Source organism: Elioraea rosea (genome assembly GCF_007644105.1).
GTDB classification, from domain to species: domain Bacteria; phylum Pseudomonadota; class Alphaproteobacteria; order Acetobacterales; family Acetobacteraceae; genus Elioraea_A; species Elioraea_A rosea.
Genome location: NZ_VFAC01000014.1, coordinates 1 through 25328, shown reverse-complemented (window position 1 = coordinate 25328; position 25328 = coordinate 1). Strand labels below are relative to the sequence as shown.

Genomic DNA, 25328 nt, shown 5'->3' with positions numbered 1-25328 from the left:
GCTCACGGGCTCAGCGCGAGACCGGGGCGGAGCTTCCTGAAGGGAAGTGTCGCAGGGTCCGCCACCACCGGGCCGGGCGCGAGAACGACAAGCACCTCCTTGGCGATCGGCTGGAAGTCGGCACGGAAATGCACGCTCGACTTCAGCGCGATGATCGGCACGGAGGACGGTTCGATGCCGACATGGCGGAACATGGCCTGGTCATAGGCCTGCATCTTCCGGCTCGCGACGACGACGTTGACGCCCTCGATCTCGAGAAGCGCGGTCGGGCCGAGATCGGCGGCGTTGCCGCGCGTCATCGGCCCGGTGCAGGTGAAGCGGCCGTCGCCGAGGCGCAGCACGGTGAAGCGCCCGCGATAGGGCACGCCATCACTCACCCCCCCCAGCGAGAGCTCGATGGTCGCTCCCTCGCCCGCGGCATGGGCTGCCGCGGCACTCGCTGCGTCGTTGATCACGCCAATCACCGCGCCATGCGCGCGGCCTGCGACGAGCGCGGAGAGAAGCCCTGTCGTGTCGCCGTGCCCGCCGCCGCCGGGATTGTCCTGCGTGTCGGCGAGCACGATGGGCGGGCCGCCGAGGCTGGCCTGCGCCCGGGCATGGGCGACGGCCTCGTCCGCAGGCCAGAGCTTCGCGTTCAGGTTCTTGCGCTGGTCGAGGACCATGCGCTGAAGCCTGTCGGCAGCCTCGTCGGCGGCTTCCTGCGTCGTGGCATAGGCCGTGACCGCAGGGCCGCAGCCGTCGAAATCGCAATAGGGAAAGCCGAGCGAGAGCGAGAGATCGACCGCCCCGCAGGCCACGGCGAGCTCGGGCAGCACGGCGTAGATCTGCTGCATCGGCGGCATCATCGTGCACTGCGCCGGAACCGGAATGAAGAAGTCGATCGGCCGCCAGGCGCGCGCATAGGGCGCGCCATGGGCGATCCGCGCGAGAAGCTGCTCCATCGCGCGTGCGCCGGTCTCCTTCATGTCGATGTGCGGATAGGTGCGGTAGGCGGTGATGACGTCCGCGGCGTCCACCATCGCCTCCGTGACGTTGGCATGGAGATCGAGGCTGACGGCGATCGGCAGGTCGGGGCCGAGGCGTGCGCGCAGCCGGCGGAGAAGCTCGCCCTCGCCGTCAGGCGCATGCTCGGCCATCATCGCGCCGTGCAGGTCGAGATAGAGGCCGTCGAGCGGCATCGCTGCCGCAGCGTCCTCGACGATCCAACCAGCGATCGTGTCGAAGGCCTCGCGCGTGACGGGGGCAGACGGCATGGCCATGCCCCAGGCGAGCGGCACGACCTGGTGTCCCGCCGCCTCGGCCGCCTCGATGGCGCCGGCCGCCGGCACGCGTGTCCCGGCGAGTGCGCCGAGCATCGCCGCGCCGCGCGAGAGCGGCGGGAAGCCGCCCGGCTTCTCGAACGCGGCAATGTCTGCGGGAAACCGCGCGAAGGAGTGGCTTTCGTGCTGGAAGCCGGCAACACCGATACGCATACGGTTCCTTCCTCTCAGGCAACGCCGGCCGTGGCCAGCACGGCATCGGCGAGCACCTTGCAGCCGGCCTCGGCCCAGGCAGGCGTGATGCTTTCCGCCTCGTTGTGGCTCAGCCCCCCGTGGCAGGGGCAGAAGATCATTGCGGTCGGCACACGCCGGGCGACATAGACGGCGTCATGGCCGATGCCCGTCGGCATCTCCAGGAAACGGTAGCCGCGGGCCTTCGCCGCCTCGCCCAGCCGGCCGACAAGCGTCGCGTCGAACGGCGTCTCGGGGAATGACCAGAACGGAACGATCCCGGCAGAGACGCGCCGTGCGCCCGCGATCGCACCGATGCGGACCCGAACCTGCCGCTCCATCTCCGCCAGTGCGGTGGCGCGCGCATGACGCAGATCGACGGTGAACCACACACGGCCGGGCACGACATTGCGGCTGTCGGGAGAGACCGAGACGCGGCCGACCGTGCCGTTCCCGCCGAGCTCATGGGCAATGCCCTCGATCGCGACGATCATCTGCGACGCTGCCACCAGCGCATCCCGCCTCAGCCCCATGCCGTTGCCGGCATGCGCCTCGGCGCCCGTTACTGTCACCTCGAACCAGGCCTGCGCCGAGGCACCGGTGACGATGCCGACATCGGCGCCCTCGGTCTCGAGAAGCGGCCCCTGCTCGATATGCAGCTCGAAATAGGCGCCGAGCTGTTGGAGGGCGGCCGGGTCCGCCTCCCCCGCCCAGCCGATGCGGCGGAGCTCCGCACCGAACACGGCGCCAGCGGGGTCGGTCTTGGCGAGAACCTCCGCCTCTTCAAACAGGCCCATCGCGACGCCCGAGCCCATCATCGGCGGGGAGAACCGCGCGCCTTCCTCGTTCGTCCAGTTGATCAGCATCAGCGGCGCTCGGGTGACCGTTCCGGCATCGGCGAGCGCGCGCATCACCTCGAGCCCGGCCAGCACGCCCAGCACGCCGTCGAACCTGCCGCCTGTCGGCTGCGTGTCGAGATGGCTGCCGAAGGCGACCGGCGGAAGCGTCGCATCGGCGCCCGGGCGGGTGAACACCATGTTGCCGACGCGGTCGACACTCATGGCAAGCCCGAGCTCCTCGCACCAGCGGCGCAGCAGGTGCCGGCCCTCGCCATCTGCATCGGTCAGGGTCTGGCGGTTCGACCCTCCGGCGATGCCCGGCCCGATCTTCGCCAGCTCCATGATGCTGGACCAGAGGCGCTCGCCGTCGACGGGAAGGTTCGATGCCATCAGGCAGGCTCCGTTCCGCACCAGGCCGCGAGCGTCAGTGCAATGGTGCGCGTGATCGCATGCATCGAGGCGAGACCGACACTTTCGTCGATGCCGTGGATGGCATCGGCGTCCGGCCCGAACACGGCGACGGGTGTGTCCTGGTAGAGGGTGAAGAAGCGCCCGTCGGTGAGACCCGTGGCGGGATAGTCGCGCAGCGCTCCACCCGTCACCTCCGCATAGCTCTCGCGCGCGAGCCGCACGATCTCCGCATCGGTGTCGAACACGCACGGGTCGGCCATGAAGCCGCCCCAGGAGAGGTGCACCTTTGCCCCCTTCAGCGCGGGATCGGCGGCCGATTCGGCGACGATGCGCTCGATGTCGCGCTTCGTCTCGGCGGCGGAATAACCCATCATCACGCCGACGCGAAGGCCGATGCGCGCGCGCGAGGGAACAGAGCTGTTCCACTCGCCGCCCTCGACCGTGCCGAGATTGACGTTCACGGGATGGTTCACGCCACGGAACGAGGCATGCACGCGCTCGGCGCGGTTCATCTCGTTCTCGTAGTTCTTGAACCGCGCGGCGATCGCCATCGCCGCCTCGATCGCATTGACGCCGGCCTGCATCTCGCGCACATGCGCGGGCTTGCCCATCACCGTCACCCATGCCCACACCACGCCGACCTCGGCCGTATAGAGCGCGGGAACGCCGGGGCCAGGCTCGGGGATGATCACCGCGTCGGTGCGCGGCAGGGCGAGCATGGTCGCGAGCGCGCCATTTCCCGTGCACTCCTCCTCGATCACCGCCTGGAACTGCACCGGCGCGGCCGGAGCGAGGCCGGCTTCCCGCAGCGCCTTGAAGGCCATGATGTTGGAGACGAGACCGGCCTTCATGTCGCCCGCGCCACGGCCGTACATCCGGCCATCGCGCACCACGGGTTCGAAGGGCGGCGCGGTCCAGAGCTCCGCAGCGCCTTCGGGCACAACATCGACATGCGCCTGGAGCGCAAGGCTCCGCCCCGTCGCGGCGCGTGGGCGGTGAACGGCGGCGACATTGTCGCGCCCTTCGTAGGAAAGAAGCGGCGGCGAGTAACCGGGATGGGAGGCGAGCTTGGAGGGCTGCGTCGCGACACGATCGACCGGAAGGCCGAGCCCCGCGAACAGCTCCGCCACATGGTCGAGGCAGGGCCCCTCGTTGCCGAGCGTGCTCGGAAACCGCACCAGGCCAGCGAGCATCGCCTCCGCCTCGCCTTCCAACGCGCCGACCGCATCGAGGATCGCGCGTTTCGCCCCTGGGTCGATCGTCACCCGAACTCTCCTTGATGTCTGGCGTGTCTTAGGCCGCCTCGAGCGGTGGCGTCCAGGCCTTGCCGGGAATCGCGTCGAGCAGCTCGCGCGTATAGGGATGCTCGGGCGCGCCGAACACCTTGGCCGTCGGCCCGATCTCGACGATCCGCCCACGCTGCATGACCGCGATGCGGTCGCACACCTGCGCGGCGACACGCAGGTCATGCGTGATGAACAGCATGGTCAGGCCGAGGCGCTTGCGGATGCCGTCGAGCAGGTCGAGGATCTGCGCCTGCACCGAGACATCGAGCGCGCTCACCGGCTCGTCTGCGATCAGGAGCTCGGGCTCGAGCGCAATCGCACGGGCGATGCCGATGCGCTGCCTCTGGCCGCCGGAGAACTCGTGCGGGAACCTCTCCATCGCGCCGGCATCGAGCTGCACGAGGGCGAGGAGCTCGAGGGCGCGCGCGAGCGCCTTGTCGCGCGGCACGCCATGCGTCACCGGCCCCTCGGCGATGATGTCGCCGACGCGCCGACGGGGGTTCAGCGAGGCGTAGGGGTCCTGGAACACCATCTGGATGCGGGCACGATAGGGCTGCATCGCAGCGCGGCCGAGAGGAAGCAGATCGGTTCCGTGGAACAGGATCTCACCCTTCTCCGGCTGGGCGAGGCGGACGACGCAGCGCGCGAGGGTGGACTTGCCCGAGCCGCTCTCGCCGACGAGGCCGAGCGTCTCGCCCTTCACGAGGGTGAACGAGGCATCCGCCACCGCCTGGACGGGACTGCCACGGCGGAACAATCCGCCTCCGCGACGGAAGGACTTCTCGACGCCCGAGAGAGCAAGAACCGGCTCGGGCGCATGCGTCTCGGCCGGCCGCGCGCGGCCATGTGGCACGGCGGCGGTCAGCGCGCGGGTGTAGGGGTGCTGCGGCGCGTTCAGTACCTGCGCCGCCTCCCCGTGCTCGACCACACGGCCGTGCTGCATCACCGCCACCTGATCGGCGATCTCCGCGACGACACCGAAATCATGGGTGATGAAAAGCACGCCCGTGCCACGCCGTTCCTGAAGGCCACGGATCAGGCGCAGGATCTGCATCTGCGTGGTGACGTCGAGCGCCGTCGTCGGCTCGTCTGCGATCAGCACGGAGGGGCCGAGGGCAAGCGCCATCGCGATCATCACGCGCTGCCGCTGCCCCCCCGAGAGGCGGAACGGATAGGCCCCGATGATCGAGGGCGGGTCAGGCAGCCGCACGTCCTCGAGAAGTGCCAGAACCTTCGAGCGGATGTCGCCCTTCTCGCCATGCACCCGGAACGCCTCGCCGATCTGGTCGCCCACGCGCATCAGCGGGTTGAGCGCGGTCATCGGTTCCTGGAACACCATGCCGAGGCGCGCGCCGCGCAGCGCGCGGAACGTCTCGGCCGGCAAGGTCAGGAGGTCGTTCCCCTCGAACATGATCCGCCCGCTGCGCACGGGAAGGCCCTTCGGGAGCAGCCCCATCACGGCCGATGCGGTCATCGACTTGCCAGATCCGCTCTCGCCGACGACGCAGAGGATCTCGCCGGGCCGCACCGCAAGGGAAACGTCCTCGACGGCGTTGGCGCGGTCGCCGCCCGCGGGCAGGCCGATCGTGAGGTTCTCGATCGAGAGGATCGGCGACGTCATGTGACGACGATGCCGCGCCGGCGCGCGAGCCGCGGGTTCAGCGCATCGTTCAGCCCCTCGCCAACCAGGTTCAGCGCGAGCACGGTGAGGAAGATGGCGATGCCGGGGAACACGCTCATCCACCAGGCGATGCGGATCACGCTCCGCCCCGAGCCGATCATGAAGCCCCAGGACATCAGGTTGGGGTCGCCGAGGCCCAGGAAGGACAGCGAGCTCTCCAGCAGGATGGCGGTCGCGACCATCAGCGAGGCGAGAACGATGATGGGCGAGAGCGCATTGGGCAGGATCTCGGTGACCATGATCGCGATACGGCCGCGCCCGAGCACCTCCGCGGCCTGCACGAACTCGCGCGAGCGAAGCGAGAGGAACTCGGCGCGAACCACGCGCGTCACCGGCGGCCAGGAGACGATCGCGATCGAGACGACGATGGAAGCGATCGAGGGCGTGAAGATGGCAACGAGCACCACCGCGAGAACGAAGCTCGGGATCGTCTGGAAGAACTCGGTGAAGCGCATGATCGCGTCATCCACCCAGCCGCCCGCGTAGCCCGCGAGCGCGCCGAGCGTGACGCCGAGCAGAAGCGCCGCGACCGTCGAGACGCCTCCGACCAGGAAGGAGACTAGCGCGCCATGCGCGATGCCCGCGGCAACGTCGCGCCCGAGGCTGTCGGAACCAAGCAGGAACCCGGCCTCTCCCGGCGGCATGAATGGAATGCCGCGCATTTCCCAGGGGCTGAACGGGAACAGCACCGGCGCAAGCACTGCCATCAATGCGACGAGCGCGAGGATGGCGAGCCCGACCATCGCGCCGAGGTTGCGGGCGAAGCGGCGCCAAAAGCTCATGACGGACAGCTCATGCGACCTCCACCCGCGGATCGACGACCGCGTAAAGCAGATCGGTGATCAGGTTGAACACCACCACCATCACGGCGGTGCAGAAGAACACGCCGAGAAGCGTCGCATAGTCGCGCGCGAGAAGCGCATCGAAGGCGAGCCGCCCGATGCCTGGCCAGGCGAACACGGTCTCGACCAGAATCGAGCCGCCGACGAGCTGGCCCGCCTGGATGCCGGCGAAGGTGATGACGGGAAGGAGCGCGTTGCGCAGCACGTGCGCGCGCACGATGCGCCCCTCCGGCACGCCCTTGGCGCGGGCAGTGCGAACGAAGTCCTGGTCCGCCACCTCGAGCATCGAGGCGCGCGCGAGCCGCGCATAGATCGCGAGGAAGAACAGCCCGAGCGTAAGCGAAGGCAGGATGAGATGCTTGCCCACATCGAGCGCATGGGCCCAGCCGGAGAGTTCGGCGCCGACGGTGAACATCCCGAAGCTCGGAAGCCATTCCAGCCAGACCGAGAAGATCAGCACCAGGATGAGGCCCACCCAGAAGATGGGCGTTGCGTAGAAGGTGAGCGCGAGAACGGTGATGGCGCTGTCTGCCGGCCGGCCGACGCGGCGGGCGGCCATGACACCGAGCGCCACGCCGCCGGTGATGGCGAGAAGGAAGGCCGTGCCGGTCAGGAGCAGCGTCGCGGGAAGCCGTTCGAGGATCAGTCGGGCGACGGGCTGCTGCTGTCGGTGCGAGAAGCCGAGGTCGAGCGTCGCCATGTCGCGGAGATAGATCAGCAGCTGCTCGTGCATCGGCCTGTCGAGGCCGAACTGCTCGCGCAGCTGCTGCATGAATAGCGGATCGGCAGCACCGGACTGCCCCGCGATCACGCTCGCGGGGTCGCCGGGGGCGAGGCGGATCAGCACGAACTGGAAGACGACGATCGCGAGCACCACGATCACCGCCTTCACACTCCGCGCTGCGAGGAACCTCAGGAGCTTGGCGGCGCCCATCGCCGTGCCGTCTCCCCGCCCTCAGGCGGAGAGGAACACGTCGTCGAAGCTCGCATGCACGCCCGTTCCGGTCCTGATCACGTTGTTCAGGCGCTTGTCGTGGATCGTCGGGAAGGCGAGTTCCATCAGCCACACGAGCGGCATGTCCTCGACGATCTTCTTCTGCGCCTCGGAAAACAGCCGCCGCCGCTCCTCCGCCTGCGCGGCATTGCGCGCGGCCTCGAACAGGCGGTCGACCTCGGGGTTCGAGTAGCCTGCGGTGTTGGTGAACGCGACCTTCTGGATGTTCGAGGTGACGTAGGTGCGCTCGACACCGAGCGTCGGGTCGCCCCACTGGTAGACGAAGTTGATCGTCGTCTCGAATTCCCAGGCGGCGAGGCGCCGCACCCAGCCCGCGACATCGGTGCTCTCGAGCGTGACCTCGATGCCAACCTGACGCATGGCCTGGCGCAGGTATTCGGAAAGCCTGTTCCACACCTCGCCATAGGGGATCTGCATCAGCTTGATCGACGCGCGCACGCCCTGCGCGTTCGGCCGCAGGCCCATGCCGTCGAGGATGGCGTTCGCCTCGCGCGGGTTGAAGGCCGGCATCTGCACCGAAGGGTCGTGGAAGCGCGTCGTCGAGGCGATCGGGCCGGTTGCCGGCTTGCCGACGCCGAACCAGAGCCTCTGGGCGATGAAGTTGCGGTCCACCGCATGCGCCATGGCGCGGCGGAACCGCGGATCCTTCAGGTTGTCGAGGCGGTTGTTGATCTCGATCCAGGAGAGCGGGGAGAAGTACTCCCAGCCGTTCAGCGCCACGGTCAGGTTCGGCTGCTGCTGGAAGCGCGGCACGTCGAACGGCTCGATGTCGTTCGAGGTGGTCATCTGCACCTGGCCGGTCTGCAGCGCGAGCGCGCGGCTCTGGCTGTCGGGAACGATGCGCCAGGTGATGCCGTCGAGATAGGGCTGGTTCGGCTTCCAGTACTGCTCGTTGCGGACCATGCGAATGAAGTTGCCCCTCTGCCATTCGGCGAACTTGAAGGGGCCGGTGCCGATCGGCGTTGCGTTGGCGGGGTTGTTGCGGAAATCGGTGCCGTCGTAGATGTGCTTCGGCACCATCGCGCAGGCGGTGACGTCGAAGATCAGCAGGAACGGCTCGAACGGCGCCTTGAGGGTGAAGCGCACGGTGTGCGCGTCCGGCGCCTCGGCCTTGTCGATGCGCTGGAGGATCGCGCGGGCGCGCGGGTTCACCTCCATGTGGAACTTCATGATCGAGAAGATCACGTCCTCCGACGTGAAGTCCCGCCCGTCATGCCACTTCACGCCCTCCTGCAGGGCAAAGGTGTAGGTCAGCCCATCGTCGCTGCGCGTCCAGGACTTGGCGAGGTCGGGCGCAGGGTCGAGCGACGGCGTGACGGTCAGGAGCCCCTGGTAGATCTTGGAGGCGACGATCAGCGTCGGCCCCTGGTTGTTCACGCCAAGGATCAGGACGGGCGGCTCGGGCGTGATGATCGTGTTCAGCACGCCGCCGCGCCTCGGCGCCACGCCCTGCGCCCGGGCTTCGCCGAGCGTCATGAGCGCGGGCGCGGCGGCGGATGCAGCGAGCAGCGTGCGCCGCCCGAGCGCGGACGTGGCAGCCTTGCGTGCCTCGGTCATCATCCTCGTGTCTCCCCTTTTGGGCCTTCCCTTGCGGCAAGGCTATCTCGCGCCAAGGTGCCGCCGCAAGGCGAAGCGCAGCGGAAACATGTCACCAAGCCGAAGGCGTGCGCGCGCCCTCGCATCGCCTGTTTCCGCGCCGAGGCGAACTGCTCTAGCGTTCGGAGCTAGAGCGAGGAGCACCGCATGCGCGTCTTCCATCATCCCGACCTGTCGCTGCACGATCCGCAGTTCTTCCTGATGCGCGGCAGGATCGTTCCCTGTTTCGAAACACCCGCCAGGGCCGCCGCGCTGCTCGAGGGCGCACGCACATCCGGGCTCGAGATCGTCACGCCCGACACCGTCGCGCCCGCACGGCTCGGTTCCATCCATGACGAGGAGTATCTCCGCTTCCTGCGCGAGGGCTTGCGCGACTGGTCGGCCCAGCCGAACGCGGGGCCGGAGATCGTGCCGAACATGCACCCCACACCGGAGATGATCGCGCAGGGCGCGATGCGGGGCGCAGGCATCGTTTCGCGCGCGGGCTGGTACATGGCCGACACGGCCTGCGCGATCGGCGAAGGCACCTGGGCCTCGTCGCTCGCCGCCGCCTGCTGCGCCGATGCCGCGTCGCGCGACGTGGTCTCGGGCGCTCGGGCGGCCTACGCGGCCTGCCGCCCGCCCGGCCACCATGCCTATGCCGCCCGCGCGGGCGGGCACTGCTTCCTCAACAACAGCGCGCTCGCCGCGGCGAACCTGCGAGCGGGCGGTGCCGCGCGCGTCGCCGTCCTCGACATCGACAGCCATCACGGCAACGGCACTCAGGGCATCTTCTGGGACGACGCCTCTGTCCTCACCGTCAGCGTCCATGGCGACCCGAACCACTACTATCCCTGGTTCGTCGGCCATGCGCACGAGACGGGCGGAGTGGAGGGCAGCAACCTCAACCTTCCCTTGCCCCGACACGCAGGCGACGGCCCGTGGATCGAGGCGGTGACGAAGGGGGCGGAGGCGGTGCGCCGCTTCGGCGCCGAGGCGCTCGTCCTCGCCCTCGGCTTCGATGCGTCGAAGGACGAGCCGCTCGGCTTCCTCGACGTCTCGGATGACGCCTTCGCGCGGGCGGGCGCCATCGCCGCGTCGCTCTCGCTGCCGACGGTGATCGTGCAGGAGGGAGGCTATGCCGTTGCCTCCCTCCCCCGCCTGCTCGGGCGCTTTCTCGCGGGCTTCAGTGCCGGCTGATCAGGCCGCCTTCCGCGCGCGGGTGACGACGCGCTCGGCCACGTCGAGCGCCGTGCGGATGTCGGCCGCCGAGATGTCGAGATGGGTGCAGGCGCGCACGCGGCCAGGCCCAGGTCCCTGCGCGCCCACGCGCACGCCTTCCGCCTCCATCGCGCGGCAGAACGCGTCCCCCGTCATTCCGGTTCCGGATACATCGAAGAATACGAGGTTCGTCTCCGGCGTCTCGGCCGTGACGCCGGGAAGCTGGCCCAGCCCGGCGGCGAGCGCGCGGGCGTTGGCATGGTCCTCGGCAAGGCGCTCGATGTTGTGGTCGAGCGCGTACAGGCAGCCAGCGGCAGCGATGCCACCCTGGCGCAGCGCGCCGCCCATGCGCTGCTTCCAGCGCCAAGCGATGTCGATCATCTCGCGCGAGCCGCAGAGCACCGCCCCGATCGGCGCGCCAAGGCCCTTGGTGAAGTCTAGCCAGGCCGTGTCGAACCCCGCGGCATGCTCCTTCGCCGCCACGCCGGAGGCGACGACGGCGTTCATCAGCCGCGCGCCGTCGAGATGCGTCGCGAGCCCGTGCTTCTTCGCCGCCTGGGCGACCGCGTTGAGCTGCGCAACGGGCCACACCGCGCCCCCGCCCATGTTCGCCGTCTGCTCGGCGGTCATCAGCCGCGTGTTAGGCGAATACCGGCTGCGGAAGCGAACACCCGCCTCGACCTGCTCGGGCGTGAACTGGCCGCGGACAGAGGCAAGCGGCGTGACGAGAACGCCCGCAAGCGCCGCCGGCGCGCCACCCTCATAGCCGAGGATGTGGCAATCCGACGCACCGATCACCTCGTCGCCGGGCCGGCAATGGACGAGCACGGCGACCTCGTTGCACATCGTGCCAGAGGGCATGAACACGGCCGCTTCCTTGCCCATCAGGTCGGCCATGCGCTCGCACAGCGCGTTCACCGAAGGGTCCTCGCCGCGCTGCTCGTCGCCGACCTCGGCGGACATGATCGCCTCGCGCATCGCGCGCGAGGGTTTGGTCTGGGTGTCGGAGTAGAGGTTGATCAGCCCAGGCGGCGTGCGGCCGGGAATCGGTCGAACCATCGTGTAGCCTCCCTCAGAACGTTCAGGCGGTGCTGCGGGCAAGCCGCAGGAGCGGCACGCCAGGACCCATCAGGAGCTGCGGCGCGAGGCCCGCCTCCCGGGCGTGCAGCATCAGGATAGGCCCCATCAGCGCCCGCGAGCCACCCGCGAGCGCCGTCTCCACGGGGCTGCCGCCGCCGACGACGGCGGTGAGGGACGCCGGCCAGGCGGCGGAGGCGCCGGTGATCGAGATGGCGAGGTCCTCCGCCCCGCCATGGAGGCGAATCGTTCCGCCCCGGGGCAGCGCCTCGCCCGCGAGCACCAGCGCGGCGAGCACGGCGCGCGCGGCGGCGGGAGAGAACACGGTACCTGGCGCGAGCGCGGAGGTGTCGATCTCCGCCCTGCCGCCGCCGACATGGCCGCGCGCGAGGGCGGCGAGATCCTCGGCCCCGAGCGGCGCCTGCGGCGGGCCGAACAGCACGCGCAGGACCTTCACGCGGCCGGAAACCATGTCCCCGCCCTCGATCAGCATCGGCACGGCCTCGCCCGACTGCGGAGCGCCGCGTTCGGCCTCGATGCGGGCGAGGTCGGCCGCGCTCGAGATCACCAGGATCGGGCTTGCGAGGTCGTGACAGATGCGGGCCGCGACGAGCTCCGCAAGACGCAGCGCCTCAGCGGTGCCGTTGCCGCCCATCATCCCCCTCCGCCCCCATCAGCCTGCCTTCCCCCATGTTGCCCCCGGAACCTTGTGCAGGCGGTTCAGATGTCTCTCCCGCCAAGCATGATCGCGTCAACCCACTGCCCTTCTGGAACCGCCGGTGCGTTCGGCGGGCGGAGGATCAGTGCCTCGGCGGCGGCGAGGATGGCCATCTGCGAGGAATCCTGCCGCGAAGCAGGCGTGGCCACCAGGGTTCCCTCGCGGTCGCGCGACAGCGTCGCACGCAGATGGTCCGCTCTGTGGTCGTTCGCTGCGAGGTCGGTTCCGGCCCTAACCCGAACCGTCGGAGGCGCCGCGCCCGCGAGACCGGAGAGGCGCTCGATCGCGGGACCGAGGAAGAGGATGCCGCACACCGTCGCAGAAACCGGGTTGCCGGGAAGCCCGAGCAGAGCGGCGTCGCCGACACGGCCGAACATGAACGGCTTCCCAGGCCGCATCGCGATCTTCCAGAAATCGAGCGAGAGGCCGAGCGGGGCGAGAGCCGGGCGGATGAGGTCATGCTGGCCGACCGAGGCGCCCCCCGACGTGACGATGAGGTCCGCACCACGCGCTTCGCCGACGAGGTCCGCGATTCGGTCGGGATCATCGGCGGCGATCGGAAGCGTCACCGCCTCCCCGCCATGGGCGCGCACGATCGCCTCGATCACGAAGGCATTGGAGGAGACGAGCCCGCCCTCGGGCACGGGGTCGCCAGGCAAGGCGATCTCGTCTCCCGTCGAGAGGATGGACACGCGCGGGCGCCGGCGGACGGTGAGCCAGGCATGCCCGGCCGAGGCGGCGATGCCGACATCGCGCGCGGTCAGCCGCCGAGGCGGGGCGAGCAGGACGTCGCCTTGCGCGAAGTCGCCGGCGCGCGGGCGTATATGCGCACGCGGCTTCGGAACGAAGCGGATCTCGACGCTGGCGGCCCCGTCGCCCTCCTCCGCGTGGCTTGTGTCCTCCTGGATCACCACCGCATCGGCATCGTCGGGGATCACGCTGCCGGTGAAGACGCGCACGGCTTCGCCCGGCGCGAGCCGCCCCGCGAAGGGATGGCCCGCCGGCGCGCTTCCGGCGACGCGGAGCCTGACCGGGATGGTCGCGCACTCTGCGGCGCGGACGGCGAACCCATCCATCGCCGAGACATCCGCCCCCGGCTTGTCCATGCGCGCTGCCACGGGCTCGGCGAGCACGCGGCCCCAGGCGGAGGACAGGGCGACGACCTCGGTGCCGACGGGCGACAGCGCGGCGACGATGCGCGCCCGTGCCTCCTCGACCGAGATCATCGGTTCTCGCGCACGGGCGTCGCGGCCGGCGCGTCATAGGTGCCGCTGCGGCCGCCGGACTTGTGCGCGAGCCGAATCCCCTCGATGCGCATCGCGCGATCGATCGCCTTGCACATGTCGTAGACGGTCAGCGCAGCGACCGAGACCGCGGTGAGCGCCTCCATCTCCACGCCGGTGCGGCCCGCGACCTTCACCGTCGCCTCGATACGCACACTGTCGGCGCCTTCCGGCTCGAGCGTCAGCGTGACAGAGGACAGCGGCAGAGGGTGGCAAAGGGGGATGAGGTCGGCCGTGCGCTTCGCTGCCATGATGCCGGCAAGCTGCGCGATGGCGAAAACGTCTCCCTTCGCGATGGCACGGTCGCGGATCGCCGCGAGCGTCGCCTCCGCCATCACCACCCGCCCCTCCGCGACGGCGACTCGGGCGGTGACGTCCTTGCCCGACACATCGACCATCACCGCGTTGCCTGCGGCGTCGAAATGGGTGAGCCCGGGCACGACGCGCTCAGGCAAGCAGGGCACGCGTCGCCGCGGCGACGTCGGGCTGGCGCATCAGGCTCTCGCCGACGAGGAACACGCGCGCGCCGCAGGCAGCCATGCGCGCAAGATCGGCGGGCGAGCCGAGGCCGCTCTCGGCGACGACGAGCTTCTCCGCGGGCACGCGGCGGCTCAGCCGTTCCGTCGTCGAGAGGTCGGTCTTCAGCGTGCGCAGGTCGCGGTTGTTGATGCCGAGAAGCGGACTCGTCAGCGCGAGGGCACGGTCGAGCTCGGCCTCGTCATGCACCTCGACCAGCACGTCCATGCCGAGATCGAGCGCGAGGCGTTCGAGCGCGCCGGCCTCGGCATCGGAAAGGCAGGCCATGATGAGCAGGATGCAGTCTGCCCCCATGGCGCGTGCCTCGAGCACCTGCCAGGGGTCGAGCATGAAGTCCTTGCGCAGCACGGGAAGCGGCACGGCGTCGCGCGCGGCGAGGAGATACTCCGGCGCGCCCTGGAAGAACGGGCGGTCGGTCAGCACCGAGAGGCAGGTCGCGCCGCCCTGCTCGTAGGCGCGGGCGAGCGCTGCGGCGTCGAAATCGGCGCGGATCAGCCCGGCCGAGGGCGAGGCCTTCTTGATCTCTGCGATCAGGCCGTAGCGGCGCGCGGCGGCCTCGCGCAGGGCGCGCAGGAAGCCACGCGGCACGGGGGCGGAAGCGGCCTCGCGCTCGAGTGCGGCGTGGGGCTTCGCCTCCTTCAGCGGCGCGAGGTCGGCAAGCGTTCGGGCACAGATCCGCGCCAGCGCATCGGGCATGCGATCGGCCACCGTGCTCATGCGCGGCCCCCCGCGGTGATGGCGATGAGCTGATCGAGCGCGGCCTTCGCCGCGCCGCTGTCGATCGAGCGTGCGGCGATCGCAGCCCCTTCGCGCAGGTCGTTCACGCGGCCGGCGACGATCAGCGAGGCGGCGGCGTTGAGCAGAACGGCGTTGCGGTAGGGCCCGTTCATGCCGTCGAGCAGGGCGCGAAGGGCCTCGGCATTTTCCGATGCATCGCCGCCCTTGAGCGCTGCGGGGTTGCCGCGCGGCAACCCCGCATCCTCGGGCGACACGGTGAACTCGCTCACCCCCGCGCCGTCCCACGCCGCGACGTGCGAGGGCCCGGTGACCGTCAGCTCGTCGAGCCCATCCGAGCCATGCACCACCCAGGCCCTCTCGGCGCCGAGCCGGCCGAGCGTCTCGGCGAGCGGCCGCACCCAGCGCCGCGCATAGACGCCCATGAGTTGCCGGCGCACGCCCGCGGGGTTCGAGAGCGGTCCGAGCAGGTTGAAGATCGTCCGCGTGCCGAGCTCCACGCGCGGGCCGGCGACATGGCGCATCGCCGCGTGATGGCGGGGCGCGAGCAGGAACGCCACCCGTGCCTCCTCCATCGCCTTCTCGATCGCGGAAAACGGCGCATCGAGGTTGACGCCGAGCGCGCCGAGCACGTCTGCCGCGCCCGAGCGCGAGGAGACGGCGCGGTTGCCGTGCTTGGCGACAGCCACGCCCGCGCCCGCGACGACGAAGGCGACGGCGGTCGAGATGTTCAGCGTGCCGGCCGCATCGCCACCCGTGCCGCAGACATCGATCGCGCCCTCGGGTGCGGCGACGCGGCTCATCCTCGCCCGCATCGCCCGGGCTGCACCGGTGATCTCCTCCACCGTCTCGCCGCGCACGCGCAGCGCCATCAGGAACCCAGCGATCTGCGCGGGCGTGGCCTCGCCGGCCATCAGGATGTCGAAGGCCGCCTCGGCATCCTCCTCGCCGAGCGATTGGCTGTCGGCGAGGCGGGCAATCACGGGCTTGAGGGTGCGCGCCTGCACTTCGGCAGGGATGGCATTCATGGCCCGCGCCTCACGCCGGTTCCGGAACGCGGTTCTCGCGCCGGGCGATCGCCATGAAGTTGCGCAGGATGGTGTGGCCATGCTCCGAGGCGATGCTCTCGGGGTGGAACTGCACCCCGAAGATCGGCAGGGTGCGGTGCCGCATCCCCATCACGAGCCCCTCGGCGTTGAGCGCCGTCGCCTCGAGCGAGGCGGGAAGGCTCGCGCGATCGACGACGAGGGAGTGGTAGCGCGTGGCGCGGAAGCCCTGCGGCACCTCCTCGAAGATGTCGGTTCCCGTATGATCGACGGTATCGACCTTGCCGTGCCAAGGCACCGGCGCGCGCACGACCTTGCCGCCGAAGGCCTGGCCGATCGCCTGGTGGCCGAGGCAGACGCCGAGGATCGGCACCTTGCCCGCGCCCTCGCGAATCAGCTCGAGGCAGATGCCGGCGCGGTCGGGGTCGCACGGCCCGGGGCTCAGCACCACCGCGTCTGGGCGCTTGGCCAGAGCCTCCGCGGCGGTGAGCGCGTCGTTCCGCACCACCTCCACCGTCTCGCCGATGTCGCCGAGGAAGTGGAAGAGGTTGAAGGTGAAACTGTCGTAGTTGTCGATCAGCAGGATCATGGCCGGGAGGATGCGCGGCGGGGCCGGAGGGGTCAACGTCGCCGTCCGCGGTTTCGCCCCACTCTCCCCCTGGTCCCACTCTGCTGTAGCCGGGGCGCGAGTCGGTTTTGCATCAGGGTAGGGATGCCGAGCCCCCGCCCCCGCACCAAACGATCCGGAGCGCGCCGCTCCCGCGCCCTGTGGCCACGCCTGCGGCGCCGGCTCTTTCCGGCAGCCCCGCTTTCCAAGCGGCTGCGACGGCTCGGCTCGCTCCTGCTGCTCGGCGCGCTTCTCGCGTACCCCGGCGCGCTCGCGGCCGATGCGGTTCTCGTCGCCCTCCTCGTGCCGGAGGAGCCCGGCTACACCCCCGCCTCGCTTCCCGTGCCGCGGCCCGTGCCGCAGATGACGGTCGCGCTCGTGATCGACGACATGGGGCTCGACCGGAGGCGGAGCGCCAGGACGGTGCGGCTCCCAGGCCCGCTCACCCTCGCCTACCTCCCCTACGCGCAGGATCTCGCCGGCCAGACGCGTGCCGCACGGGCGGCGGGCCACGAGGTGATCCTGCACATGCCGATGGAACCGCTCGGGGCCCATGACCCCGGGCCCTCTGCGCTCAGGGCCACGCTCAGCGAGGAGGAGAATCTCAGCCGCCTGCGCGCCGCGCTCGCCGCAGTGCCGGGCGCCGTCGGCGTCAACAACCACATGGGCAGCCGCTTCACCGAGAACGCCGCCGCGCTCGGGCCCATCCTCGCCGAGATCGGCGCGCGCGGCCTCTACTTCCTCGACAGCCGTACGAGCCCGCGCAGCCTCGCCTACACCACCGCGCGCGAGCTCGGCGTGCCCGCGCTGGGGCGCGACGTGTTCCTCGACGACAGCAACGACCCCGACGCGATCACCACCCAGATCGCGGCCATGGAGGCGCGGGCCCGCCGGACCGGAAGCGTGATCGCGATCGGCCACCCGCGCGAGGCGACGCTGGAGGCGCTCGAGGCCTGGCTTGCGACCGCCGAGCGCCGGGGGTTCCGGACCATCCCGCTCTCCGGCCGCCTCCTCCTGTCGCGCGCCGCGCAGAGGCAGTAGCGCATCCGGGGAGCGCTGCTGGCGCCGCACCGCGGGCGCGCTACAGTGCCGTCATCGCGACAGAGGGAGAGACAGAGATGGCCGAGTTGAGCGACCCCGTCGGCGCCTTCATGCCGGGGCCGCGCGTGACGCTGCCGGGCGCAGGCTCCGGCCCGCTCGCCGGACTCAGCTTCGGGCTGAAGGACCTGTTCGACGTCGCCGGCCATGTCTCGACATTCGGCAACCCGGACTGGGCGCGCACCCACCCGCCGGCCGCCGCCACCGCACCCTGCGTGACGATGCTCACGGAGGCAGGCGCGGCGATGGTGGGCAAGACCATCACGGTCGAGCTCGCGGCCGGGCTGACGGGCGAGAATCTCTGGTACGGCATGCCGACCAACCCCGCCTGCCCCGACCGCGTTCCGGGCGGCTCCTCCTGCGGCTCGGCCGCCGGCGTCGCGGCAGAGCTGTTCGACTTCGCGCTCGGTTCCGACACGGCGGGAAGCGTGCGCATCCCCGCAAGTTATTGCGGCATCTACGGCATACGCCCGACCTGGGGGGCCGTGAATGCCTGCGGCGCGCTGCCGCTCGGGCCCTCCTTCGACACGGTGGGCTGGTTCGCGCGCGAGGCGGCGCTGCTGAGGCGCGTCGGCGAGGTGCTTCTGCCGCCCGACCCGCCGCGCGCCCTCGGGCCCCTCCTCAAGGTCGAGGAAGCCTGGGTGAACGCAGATCCTGCCGTGGCCGCTGCGCTGACCCCCTCGCTCGAGCGGCTCGAGGCGAGGCTCGGCCGGGCGGCCCAGGTCGAGGTCGCGGTCGAGGGGCTGCATGCGTTCTTTGATGCGTTCCGGGCCTGCAACAACGAGGAGAACCTCTCCTCGCTCGGGCCGTGGGTCTACTCGGTGAAGCCGAAGCTCTCGCCGGTCGTGCAGGCCCGGTTCGAGCAGGCACCACACCAGCCGCCGGCGAAATCCGCCTGGGCGCGGCACCTGCGCGCGACGGCCGGCGCACGCATCCGCGCGATGCTCGGCGGCGGCGCGGTGATGGTGTTTCCCACCTCGCCGCTGATCCCGCCCAAGCGCGACGCGGGGCCCGACGAGGTGCAGCAGATGCGCGAGCGGACGATCGGGGTGACCTCGATCAGCGGCTTCTCGGGTGCGCCGGAGATCAGCATTCCGGCCGCGCGCGTCTCCGGCGCGCCAGTCGGCCTGTCCTTCATGTCGGCCCCGGGGACGGACCGCGCGCTGCTAGCCTTCGTCGAGAAGGCTGCGGAGATCCTTGGCCTGCCCTAGCCGCTCAATAGGGGCCGAAATGCCGGATATAGGCCGGCCCTGCCTTCGGGTGCGTCGCGACCGCATGGGTGACGGCTGCGACCTTCGGGCAATGCGCATCCACCCAGGACGCGGGACCGTTCGACCAGCGCGACATTACCGCGATCTGCGCATCGAGGGCGGAGAAGCGCGGGCCGGTGGCGAAGGGAGCCGGCGCGATCGACGTCTCGATCAGGCGCCAGATCCGGCGGCTGTCGTCGCGCGCGCGATCGGCCACGCCTGCGGGATCGTCCGCGAAGCGGGCCGGATAGTCCCACCGCGTGATCGCGGGGTAGAGCTCTGCCGCCAGCACCGTCATCCAGCGAAGCGCCGTCGCGCGCTCGGCCGAGCCGATCGGCGGCATCAGCCCAGCCTCCTGGTGCCGCTCGGCGACGACCAGCGCGCAGGCGAGGCTCTCGGTGACGAGCGTGCCGTCGGGCAGGATCAGAGCGGGCAGCCGACCCATCGGGTTGACGGCGCGATACCCGGGCGCGAGCTGTCCGTCCCCCTCGAGCGGGACGCGGCGGAGCTCGACCTCCGCGTCCGCCGCGGCGAGCAGAAGCTCGACAATCGCGTTACCGCAGCGGCGGTCCCCGTAGAGCACGTAGGCCATGCCAGCAGCCTCGCGCCATCGGCCCGGCGGGTCCAGCAAGTAAGCCTGATGGAAGCGATCAGCCGGTCGGGCGCGCCGAGGGGGCTGGAGCGACCGAGTTGGAGGGCCCGTAGATCTTCCGCGCGCGGCGCTCGAACGCCGAGACCATAAGCCGCACGGCCTCGTTGAACACGACGCCGATGGCAGCCTGCAGGATGCGCGAACGGAACTCGAAATCGACGTAAAAATCCACCGTCGTTCCAGAGGCTTCGGGGATGAACTTCCAGTGGTTGTTGAGATACCGGAAGGGCCCTTCCTCGTAGCGCACGTGGATGTGGCCCGGCCGGTCGAGCGTGACGTGGCTGGTGAAGCGCTCGCGGAACACCTTGAAGCCGATCACCAGGTCGGCCACCAGGTGGGCGTCGGATCGTTCGCGAATGCGCGCGCCGATGCACCAGGGCAGGAACTCGGGGTAGCGCCCGACATCGGCGACCAGGTCGAAGAGCTGGTCGGGCCGGTAGGGCATGAAGGTCTTCTGCGCGTGTGTCGGCATCGCCCGTCAATCTAGGCGCACCATGCGTGAAGGAAAGCGGAAAGCTGCGTTGCAAGAGGCGCAGCATTGCCGACAGGGAAGCGGCCCAGACCGCGTCGTGGCACGGGGTGAGGCTCTGACATGACGGAAACGCTATCGCCCCCATCCCGACACGTGCCAGCAACACGCGTGCGCAACCTTCCAGACCACGCCGCCCGGTCGGCCGGCACGCAACAAGGGAAGGATCACGCATGTCTCGGATTGCAGCGTCGGCCCGCAACGCCGCACTTGTCCTCGCCTTCGCAGCGGGACCTGCCGCGCCTGCCATGGCGGCCTCGCTCACGCCGGTCGTCGCGCCATCGGACGCGTATGCCAGCCAGTTCGGCACCAACAACAACTGCATGGTGGCGTGCATGGGCGAAGGGCAGCGGCTGCAGACCGTGTATGCGGGCTCGCTGTTCGGGGAAGAGGCGTTCTATCTCCGTGGCATGGCGTTCCGCTATCGCGCGGTCGAATATCCGGCCAATCCGCAATCCTACACCCGCGACCTCGCGATCACGCTCTCCAGCACGACGAAGGCGGTCGACGGGCTCTCGCCCACCTTCGCCGAGAATGTCGGGACGGATGCGGTGCTCGTCCTCGATGGTCCCGTCACCTTCGCGCCCGGCGGCGGAACCTTTGCCTTCGACCAGGTCATCATGTTCGACCAGGATTTCCTGTTCGACCCGACGAAGGGCAACCTTCTCGTAGACCTGCTGCACAAGGACGATCGCCCCTACCCGGTGGTCTACTTCTACTACGACGCGATCAACAGCACGGGGGACGGCATGTCGCGTGTCGTCGGCCTGAACAGCCAGGACACCGCCCATCCGATTGGCGTCGACTCGGTCGCTCTCGTGACCAAGTTCTTCCGCATCGAGGGCGAGGCGCTGCCGGTTCCGGAGCCCGCGTCAGCCCCCCTGCTCGCAGCCTCGCTGGCGCTGCTGGCCGCGCTGCCTCGCCGTAAGCCGTGAGCTGATCAGCGCGCCCGTGCCGCAGCAGCGGAGACCTGCGCGGCGCGGGCCTCGCGCAGCGCGGCGAAGTCGCTGTCGGCGTGGTAGGAGCTTCGCGTCAGCGGGCTCGAGGCGACCATGGCGAAGCCCTTGCCGCGCGCGAGCGAGCCGTATTCGTCGAACTCCTCGGGTGTCACGAACCTCGCCACCGCCGCGTGCTTCACCGTCGGCTGCAGGTACTGGCCGAGGGTGAGGAAATCGACATCCGCTGCGCGGAGGTCGTCCATCACCTGGATGAGCTCCGTCCTCTCCTCGCCGAGGCCGACCATCAGGCCCGACTTGGTGAAGATCGAGGGCTCCATCTCCTTCACCCGCGACAGGAGGCGAAGCGAGACGAAGTAGCGCGCACCGGGGCGGATGGAGGGGTAGAGGCGCGGCACCGTCTCGAGGTTGTGGTTGAACACGTCCGGCCGCGCCTCGACCACCGTCTCGATGGCGCGGTCGCCCTTGCGCAGGAAATCGGGTGTCAGGATCTCGATCGTCGTGCCTGGGGCGGCGGCGCGGATGGCGCGGATCACGGCGGCGAAATGCGCCGCCCCACCATCGGCGAGGTCGTCACGGTCGACCGAGGTGACGACGACATGGCGTAGGCCCATCTTCGCCACCGCATCGGCGACGCGCGCGGGCTCGTCGGCCGCGAGAGGCTGGGGGATGCCGGTCGCGACGTTGCAGAAGCTGCAGGCGCGCGTGCAGGTGTCGCCCATGATCATCATCGTCGCGTGCCGCTGCGACCAGCACTCGCCGATGTTCGGGCAGGCCGCCTCCTCGCAGACGGTGACGAGCCCCTTCTCGCGGATCAGCGCCTTGGTCTCGACGTAGATCGGGTGCGTCGGCGCCTTCACCCTGATCCAGGCGGGCTTGCGCTGGATCGGGTTGTCGGGGCGGTGCGCCTTCTCGGGATGGCGCTCGGCTCCGGCCGGCTTTGCCTCGGGGCGGCGATGGTCGATCTCGATGCGCGTCGTCATGGGTCAGATGTCGATGGGCCTGCCGTATCCGTCAAGCAGCACGATGCCATTGGGTTCGGCCCCCGCCTTCTGCGCCCAGTCGCCGCCTATGGGCTTGCCGTTCGCGCCGTAGAGCTCGTCGGGGCCGGTGTAGCGGCCGGACGCGTCATAGGGCCAGCGCAGTCCGCGCGAACGGTAGAAGGCCGCGCATGCCTGGGCCGAGCCCATGTACCAGGCCTGGCCGCATTCGAAGGCGAGGAACCGGTCATCCCCCGTCACGCCGCGGTTGCCCTCATTCGCCCAATCGTCCTGCGCGCCGTGCTGGAGACGGCTGACGAGCCCCTTGTTGAGATGCCGGACCGTCTCGGTCGCCTCCTGCGAGAACGCGCCCCGCTTCGCGCCGCGCTTCATCGCTGTGACGAAGATCTTCTGGTAGCCTCGCGCGGCGACGGAGCCCGAGACGCGCCAGACCGACATCAGGTCATAGTCCGACACATAGATGCGCCCGCCCTTGGTCGCGCGCCCCGAGGCGTCGGACTTTTCCGACACATGGCCGCGCTTCGGCTCGTAGTCGCCATGCCAGGGACGAGCCGAGGCCTTGGGGCAGCGGAACACCAGAAGCAGCGATTTCGCTTCCGAGTAGTCACGGACCGCATGCACGTCCCTCGGGTCGAAGCCCGAGGCGATGGCGAGGTCGATGTCCGAGCCAGCGGCCCCCTGCTCGAGCGCCTTCACGGCCTTCTGCGAGGCGAGGGCGGAGCCGGAGGAGGCAGGGATCCAGAGCGAGCCCATCACACCCTCGAAGAGTCGCGACTAGATATGGATCACCCTTCCATACGCATCGAGCACGCTCTCGTGCATCATCTCCGACAGCGTCGGGTGCGGGAACACGGTGTGCATCAGCTCCGCCTCGGTGAGCTCGGCCGAGCGCGCGATCGCGTAGCCCTGGATCATCTCCGTCACCTCCGCGCCGACCATGTGCGCGCCGAGAAGCTCGCCGGTCTTGGCGTCGAACACCGTCTTCACCAGGCCCTCTGCCTCGCCCATGGCGATGGCCTTGCCGTTGCCGATGAACGGAAAGCGGCCGACGCGCACCTCGTGGCCCTTCTCCCTCGCCGCCGCCTCGGTGAGCCCCACCGAGGCGACCTGCGGGCGGCAATAGGTGCAGCCGGGGATGGTGGTCGGGTCGATCGGGTGCGGGTGCAGCCCCGCGATCGCCTCGACGCACACCACGCCCTCGTGCGAGGCCTTGTGCGCGAGCCAGGGCGCGCCGGTCAGGTCGCCGATCGCGTAGACGCCTGGCTCGCCCGTGCGGCTGAACTCGTCGACCACGACGTGCGTGCGCTCGACCTTCACGCGGGTGCCCTCGAGGCCGATGTTCTCGACGTTGCCGACGATGCCGACGGCGCTGATCACCACCTCGACGGCGATGTCCTGCGTCTTGCCGCCCTTCTCCTCGACCGTGACGGTCGCGCCGGAGCCGGACGTCGTGACCTTCTTCACCGTCGCGCCCGTGAGGACGGTCATGCCCTGCTTGACGAAGGCCTTGTGGGCGAAGGCGGAGATCTCGGCGTCCTCCACCGGCAGGACGCGGTCCATCACCTCGACCACGGTCACCTTCGCGCCCATGTTCGCGTAGAAGGACGCGAACTCGATGCCGATGGCGCCGGAGCCGATGACGAGGAGCGATTTCGGCATCGCCGTCGGAACCATCGCCTCGCGATAGGTCCAGATCGTCCTGCCGTCGGGCTCGATGCCGGGAAGCACGCGGGCGCGGGCGCCGGTGGCGAGGATGATATGGGGCGCGGTGAGCGTCGCGACGTCCTTGCCATCCTTCGTCACCTTCACCGTCTTCGCCCCGGCGAGCGCGCCGTGGCCGTCGAGCACGGTGACCTTGTTCTTCTTGAGAAGGTGCTTCACGCCGCCCGAAAGCTGCCCAGCCACCTGGCGCGAGCGCTTGATGACCTTCTGGAAGTCAAAGCGCGGATTGTCGGCTGCGAAGCCGTAGGCATCGAGCGTGTGCAGGAGGTGGTTGATCTCGGAGGTGCGCAAGAGCGCCTTGGTCGGGATGCAGCCCCAGTTGAGGCAGATGCCGCCGAGATGCTCGCGCTCGACCAGCGCCACCTTCATCTTGAGCTGCGCGGCGCGGATGGCCGCGACGTATCCGCCGGGCCCACCGCCGACAACGATCAGGTCGTAACTGTCGCTCACCTTAGGTACCCTCCCCAACTCGCAGCGGGTTTAGGCCTGGCCTCCAGGCCGACAACACTAAGCGCCGACCAGCGAGCGCAACGCTTAGGCTCAGCTCCTGGAGTTCCGTTGGGTCCTCGCCTGGGCTGAAAGTACTGAGGCGCTTCGCGAACCGATCGACCGCCCGCTCTAGTCCCTCGTCGGTTACCAATCTTAGGACGCCGTAGTATAGCGTCCAAAATCTTCCTGCAGTCTTGTGCCAAGTCGTGGACGAATCCTCGAGCAAGTGAACTGGGGTGGCTAGCGCCGCCGTTAGCTTGCTCACCTCTACGATGCACTCAAGCTGCCGTTCGAAGAACGGTTTGTGCACTTGGATGCGGTACGTGGTTCCAAAAGTCCAGAACGCCCACAGACCGGCAATTCCAACAATAAACACAGGCCCCAGCCCAAGCGGCCATGCGAGCCAGGGATACCAATCAAGCAACTGCCTGATCGCCGCCTCCATGGCCGATCACCGAAACTCACAGCATCATCTGCAGCGGGTCCTCGATAATCCCCTTGAACACGCCGAGCCATTCGGCGGCGAGCGCGCCGTCGATCACGCGGTGATCGACGCTGATCGTCACGGTCATGACCGTCGCGATCGCGAGCGCGCCGTCCTTCACCACCGGCCGCTGCTCGCCGGCCGACACGGCGAGGATCGCTGCCTGGGGCGGGTTGATGATGGCGGCGAAATCCTTCACCCCCATCATGCCCATGTTGCTGATCGAGAACGATCCGCCCTGGAACTCCTCGGGCTTCAGCTTGCCCGACTTGGCCCGCGCGGCGAGGTCCTTCATCTCGTTGGAGATGGCGGCAAGGCCCTTCAGGTCGGCCTTGCGGATGATGGGGGTGATCAGCCCGTCGGGGATCGAGACGGCGACGGAGACGTCCACGTCGTCGTAGTGGATCATGCCCTCGTCGGTCCAGGACGCGTTCACGGTCGGCATCCGGCGCAGCGCGAGCGCGGTCGCCTTGATGACGAGGTCATTCACCGAGAGCTTGAACGCGCCTGGCCCCTCCTTGGGAGACTTGGCGTTCAGCTCGGCACGGAGCTTCATCAGCGCATCGAGCTCGACATCCCGCGTGGCGTAGAAATGGGGGATCGTCGCCTTGCTCTCGCCGAGCCGCCGCGCGATGACCTTCCGCATCGTGCTGTGAGGCACGAGCTTGTGCGGCGCGGTGATCGGCGCGGCAGGCGCAGGTGCGGCCTTCGGCGCGGGCGCCGCCGCGGCAGCGGGAGCGGCGGCTGCCGCGGGCGCCGGCTTCGCCCCGCCCGAACGCGCGGC

The 25328-nt window shown here is 69.7% G+C and carries 24 protein-coding genes; 4 read left to right on the top strand and 20 right to left on the bottom strand.

Annotated elements, in window-relative coordinates:
* Positions 1 to 2: 2 nt before the first annotated feature.
* The 7 genes from FIF60_RS10695 to FIF60_RS10665 are packed head-to-tail and all read right to left on the bottom strand — an operon-like array spanning position 3 to position 9124.
* Positions 3 to 1472 carry a M81 family metallopeptidase gene (locus tag FIF60_RS10695; RefSeq protein ID WP_144186067.1) on the bottom strand — a complete coding sequence of 490 codons (1470 nt, stop codon included), beginning with the start codon at positions 1470 to 1472 and terminating at the stop codon, positions 3 to 5.
* 14 nt (positions 1473 to 1486) lie between these two features.
* Positions 1487 to 2719, bottom strand: a complete 1233-nt coding sequence (locus FIF60_RS10690) for a Zn-dependent hydrolase (RefSeq protein ID WP_144186066.1) — start codon at positions 2717 to 2719, stop codon at positions 1487 to 1489.
* Complete coding sequence (locus FIF60_RS10685; RefSeq protein ID WP_144186065.1) at positions 2719 to 4005, bottom strand: ArgE/DapE family deacylase; 1287 nt, start codon at positions 4003 to 4005, stop codon at positions 2719 to 2721. The genes FIF60_RS10690 and FIF60_RS10685 overlap by 1 nt, the downstream gene beginning before the upstream one ends.
* A 28-nt stretch (positions 4006 to 4033) precedes the next feature.
* The gene (locus FIF60_RS10680; RefSeq protein ID WP_144186064.1) at positions 4034 to 5647 is read right to left on the bottom strand and encodes an ABC transporter ATP-binding protein; all 1614 of its coding nucleotides are present in this window, start codon (positions 5645 to 5647) and stop codon (positions 4034 to 4036) included.
* Positions 5644 to 6489, bottom strand: coding sequence for an ABC transporter permease (locus FIF60_RS10675; RefSeq protein WP_144186063.1), 846 nt, complete (start codon positions 6487 to 6489; stop codon positions 5644 to 5646). Before FIF60_RS10675 ends, FIF60_RS10680 begins: the two co-directional genes overlap by 4 nt.
* Positions 6490 to 6499: 10 nt before the next feature.
* Positions 6500 to 7483, bottom strand: a complete 984-nt coding sequence (locus tag FIF60_RS10670; protein WP_144186062.1) for an ABC transporter permease — start codon at positions 7481 to 7483, stop codon at positions 6500 to 6502.
* Between the two features lie 21 nt (positions 7484 to 7504).
* Positions 7505 to 9124 carry an ABC transporter substrate-binding protein gene (locus FIF60_RS10665; protein WP_239451589.1) on the bottom strand — a complete coding sequence of 540 codons (1620 nt, stop codon included), beginning with the start codon at positions 9122 to 9124 and terminating at the stop codon, positions 7505 to 7507.
* 183 nt (positions 9125 to 9307) lie between these two features.
* On the opposite strand from FIF60_RS10665, the gene FIF60_RS10660 reads away from it, so the two are divergent.
* On the top strand, positions 9308 to 10339 hold the full coding sequence (locus tag FIF60_RS10660; RefSeq protein WP_144186060.1) for a histone deacetylase family protein: 1032 nt from the start codon (positions 9308 to 9310) through the stop codon (positions 10337 to 10339).
* On the opposite strand, the gene FIF60_RS10655 is transcribed toward FIF60_RS10660, so the two are convergent.
* The 7 genes from FIF60_RS10655 to FIF60_RS10625 all read right to left on the bottom strand — a co-directional run bounded on the left by FIF60_RS10655 (position 10340) and on the right by FIF60_RS10625 (position 16345).
* Entirely contained in the window at positions 10340 to 11419 is a 1080-nt protein-coding gene (locus FIF60_RS10655; protein WP_144186059.1) for a threonine aldolase family protein, read from the bottom strand. It abuts the gene before it with no gap.
* A gap of 22 nt (positions 11420 to 11441) precedes the next feature.
* Positions 11442 to 12095 carry a histidine phosphotransferase family protein gene (locus FIF60_RS10650; RefSeq protein ID WP_144186058.1) on the bottom strand — a complete coding sequence of 218 codons (654 nt, stop codon included), beginning with the start codon at positions 12093 to 12095 and terminating at the stop codon, positions 11442 to 11444.
* A gap of 62 nt (positions 12096 to 12157) precedes the next feature.
* The gene (locus FIF60_RS10645) at positions 12158 to 13381 is read right to left on the bottom strand and encodes a molybdopterin molybdotransferase MoeA (protein WP_144186057.1); all 1224 of its coding nucleotides are present in this window, start codon (positions 13379 to 13381) and stop codon (positions 12158 to 12160) included.
* Positions 13378 to 13878, bottom strand: a complete 501-nt coding sequence (gene moaC, locus FIF60_RS10640) for a cyclic pyranopterin monophosphate synthase MoaC (RefSeq protein ID WP_144186056.1) — start codon at positions 13876 to 13878, stop codon at positions 13378 to 13380. Before moaC ends, FIF60_RS10645 begins: the two co-directional genes overlap by 4 nt.
* Positions 13879 to 13885: 7 nt before the next feature.
* The gene (gene trpC, locus FIF60_RS10635; protein ID WP_456305147.1) at positions 13886 to 14692 is read right to left on the bottom strand and encodes an indole-3-glycerol phosphate synthase TrpC; all 807 of its coding nucleotides are present in this window, start codon (positions 14690 to 14692) and stop codon (positions 13886 to 13888) included.
* Positions 14689 to 15738, bottom strand: coding sequence for an anthranilate phosphoribosyltransferase (trpD, locus tag FIF60_RS10630; RefSeq protein WP_144186055.1), 1050 nt, complete (start codon positions 15736 to 15738; stop codon positions 14689 to 14691). The genes trpC and trpD overlap by 4 nt, the downstream gene beginning before the upstream one ends.
* Before the next feature lie 10 nt (positions 15739 to 15748).
* Positions 15749 to 16345 carry an anthranilate synthase component II gene (locus tag FIF60_RS10625; protein ID WP_144186130.1) on the bottom strand — a complete coding sequence of 199 codons (597 nt, stop codon included), beginning with the start codon at positions 16343 to 16345 and terminating at the stop codon, positions 15749 to 15751.
* A gap of 123 nt (positions 16346 to 16468) precedes the next feature.
* Here FIF60_RS10625 and FIF60_RS10620 point away from each other — a divergent pair, with 123 nt between their 5' ends.
* The gene (locus tag FIF60_RS10620) at positions 16469 to 17404 is read left to right on the top strand and encodes a divergent polysaccharide deacetylase family protein (protein ID WP_144186054.1); all 936 of its coding nucleotides are present in this window, start codon (positions 16469 to 16471) and stop codon (positions 17402 to 17404) included.
* A 77-nt stretch (positions 17405 to 17481) separates the two neighbouring features.
* On the top strand, positions 17482 to 18672 hold the full coding sequence (locus FIF60_RS10615) for an amidase (protein WP_144186053.1): 1191 nt from the start codon (positions 17482 to 17484) through the stop codon (positions 18670 to 18672).
* 4 nt (positions 18673 to 18676) lie between these two features.
* Here FIF60_RS10615 and FIF60_RS10610 read toward each other — a convergent pair whose 3' ends face one another.
* A complete protein-coding gene (locus FIF60_RS10610) occupies positions 18677 to 19303 on the bottom strand; it encodes a glutathione S-transferase family protein (protein WP_144186052.1) in 627 nt (208 codons plus the stop codon).
* A 58-nt stretch (positions 19304 to 19361) separates the two neighbouring features.
* Positions 19362 to 19835 carry a type II toxin-antitoxin system RatA family toxin gene (locus FIF60_RS10605; RefSeq protein WP_144186051.1) on the bottom strand — a complete coding sequence of 158 codons (474 nt, stop codon included), beginning with the start codon at positions 19833 to 19835 and terminating at the stop codon, positions 19362 to 19364.
* Positions 19836 to 20065: 230 nt separating this feature from the next.
* Between FIF60_RS10605 and FIF60_RS10600 the strand changes: the two genes are divergently transcribed.
* Positions 20066 to 20827, top strand: coding sequence for a hypothetical protein (locus tag FIF60_RS10600; RefSeq protein ID WP_144186050.1), 762 nt, complete (start codon positions 20066 to 20068; stop codon positions 20825 to 20827).
* A 5-nt stretch (positions 20828 to 20832) separates the two neighbouring features.
* Here FIF60_RS10600 and lipA read toward each other — a convergent pair whose 3' ends face one another.
* From lipA to FIF60_RS10580, 4 genes are all read right to left on the bottom strand, one after another.
* Positions 20833 to 21831: a lipoyl synthase gene (lipA, locus tag FIF60_RS10595; protein ID WP_144186049.1), complete on the bottom strand. Its 999-nt coding sequence runs from the start codon at positions 21829 to 21831 to the stop codon at positions 20833 to 20835.
* Between the two features lie 3 nt (positions 21832 to 21834).
* Positions 21835 to 22602 carry a hypothetical protein gene (locus FIF60_RS10590; RefSeq protein WP_144186048.1) on the bottom strand — a complete coding sequence of 256 codons (768 nt, stop codon included), beginning with the start codon at positions 22600 to 22602 and terminating at the stop codon, positions 21835 to 21837.
* Between the two features lie 21 nt (positions 22603 to 22623).
* Positions 22624 to 24021: a dihydrolipoyl dehydrogenase gene (gene lpdA, locus FIF60_RS10585; RefSeq protein ID WP_144186047.1), complete on the bottom strand. Its 1398-nt coding sequence runs from the start codon at positions 24019 to 24021 to the stop codon at positions 22624 to 22626.
* Between the two features lie 500 nt (positions 24022 to 24521).
* The coding region (locus FIF60_RS10580; RefSeq protein WP_239451588.1) for a 2-oxo acid dehydrogenase subunit E2 at positions 24522 to 25328 on the bottom strand (807 nt) is incomplete at its 5' end.

Coding starts and splice junctions, on each gene's coding strand:
- FIF60_RS10680 (WP_144186064.1), bottom strand. CDS start 5,647: ATGACGTCGCCGATCCTCTCGATCGAGAACCTCACGATCGGCCTGCCC.
- FIF60_RS10670 (WP_144186062.1), bottom strand. CDS start 7,483: ATGGGCGCCGCCAAGCTCCTGAGGTTCCTCGCAGCGCGGAGTGTGAAG.
- FIF60_RS10615 (WP_144186053.1), top strand. CDS start 17,482: ATGGCCGAGTTGAGCGACCCCGTCGGCGCCTTCATGCCGGGGCCGCGC.
- FIF60_RS10610 (WP_144186052.1), bottom strand. CDS start 19,303: ATGGCCTACGTGCTCTACGGGGACCGCCGCTGCGGTAACGCGATTGTC.
- FIF60_RS10695 (WP_144186067.1), bottom strand. CDS start 1,472: ATGCGTATCGGTGTTGCCGGCTTCCAGCACGAAAGCCACTCCTTCGCG.
- trpC (WP_456305147.1), bottom strand. CDS start 14,692: ATGAGCACGGTGGCCGATCGCATGCCCGATGCGCTGGCGCGGATCTGT.
- FIF60_RS10660 (WP_144186060.1), top strand. CDS start 9,308: ATGCGCGTCTTCCATCATCCCGACCTGTCGCTGCACGATCCGCAGTTC.
- FIF60_RS10600 (WP_144186050.1), top strand. CDS start 20,066: ATGTCTCGGATTGCAGCGTCGGCCCGCAACGCCGCACTTGTCCTCGCC.
- FIF60_RS10655 (WP_144186059.1), bottom strand. CDS start 11,419: ATGGTTCGACCGATTCCCGGCCGCACGCCGCCTGGGCTGATCAACCTC.
- FIF60_RS10645 (WP_144186057.1), bottom strand. CDS start 13,381: ATGATCTCGGTCGAGGAGGCACGGGCGCGCATCGTCGCCGCGCTGTCG.
- FIF60_RS10620 (WP_144186054.1), top strand. CDS start 16,469: ATGCCGAGCCCCCGCCCCCGCACCAAACGATCCGGAGCGCGCCGCTCC.
- FIF60_RS10675 (WP_144186063.1), bottom strand. CDS start 6,489: ATGAGCTTTTGGCGCCGCTTCGCCCGCAACCTCGGCGCGATGGTCGGG.
- FIF60_RS10650 (WP_144186058.1), bottom strand. CDS start 12,095: ATGATGGGCGGCAACGGCACCGCTGAGGCGCTGCGTCTTGCGGAGCTC.
- FIF60_RS10625 (WP_144186130.1), bottom strand. CDS start 16,345: ATGATCCTGCTGATCGACAACTACGACAGTTTCACCTTCAACCTCTTC.
- FIF60_RS10605 (WP_144186051.1), bottom strand. CDS start 19,835: ATGCCGACACACGCGCAGAAGACCTTCATGCCCTACCGGCCCGACCAG.
- FIF60_RS10590 (WP_144186048.1), bottom strand. CDS start 22,602: ATGGGCTCGCTCTGGATCCCTGCCTCCTCCGGCTCCGCCCTCGCCTCG.
- lipA (WP_144186049.1), bottom strand. CDS start 21,831: ATGACGACGCGCATCGAGATCGACCATCGCCGCCCCGAGGCAAAGCCG.
- trpD (WP_144186055.1), bottom strand. CDS start 15,738: ATGAATGCCATCCCTGCCGAAGTGCAGGCGCGCACCCTCAAGCCCGTG.
- FIF60_RS10690 (WP_144186066.1), bottom strand. CDS start 2,719: ATGGCATCGAACCTTCCCGTCGACGGCGAGCGCCTCTGGTCCAGCATC.
- FIF60_RS10665 (WP_239451589.1), bottom strand. CDS start 9,124: ATGATGACCGAGGCACGCAAGGCTGCCACGTCCGCGCTCGGGCGGCGC.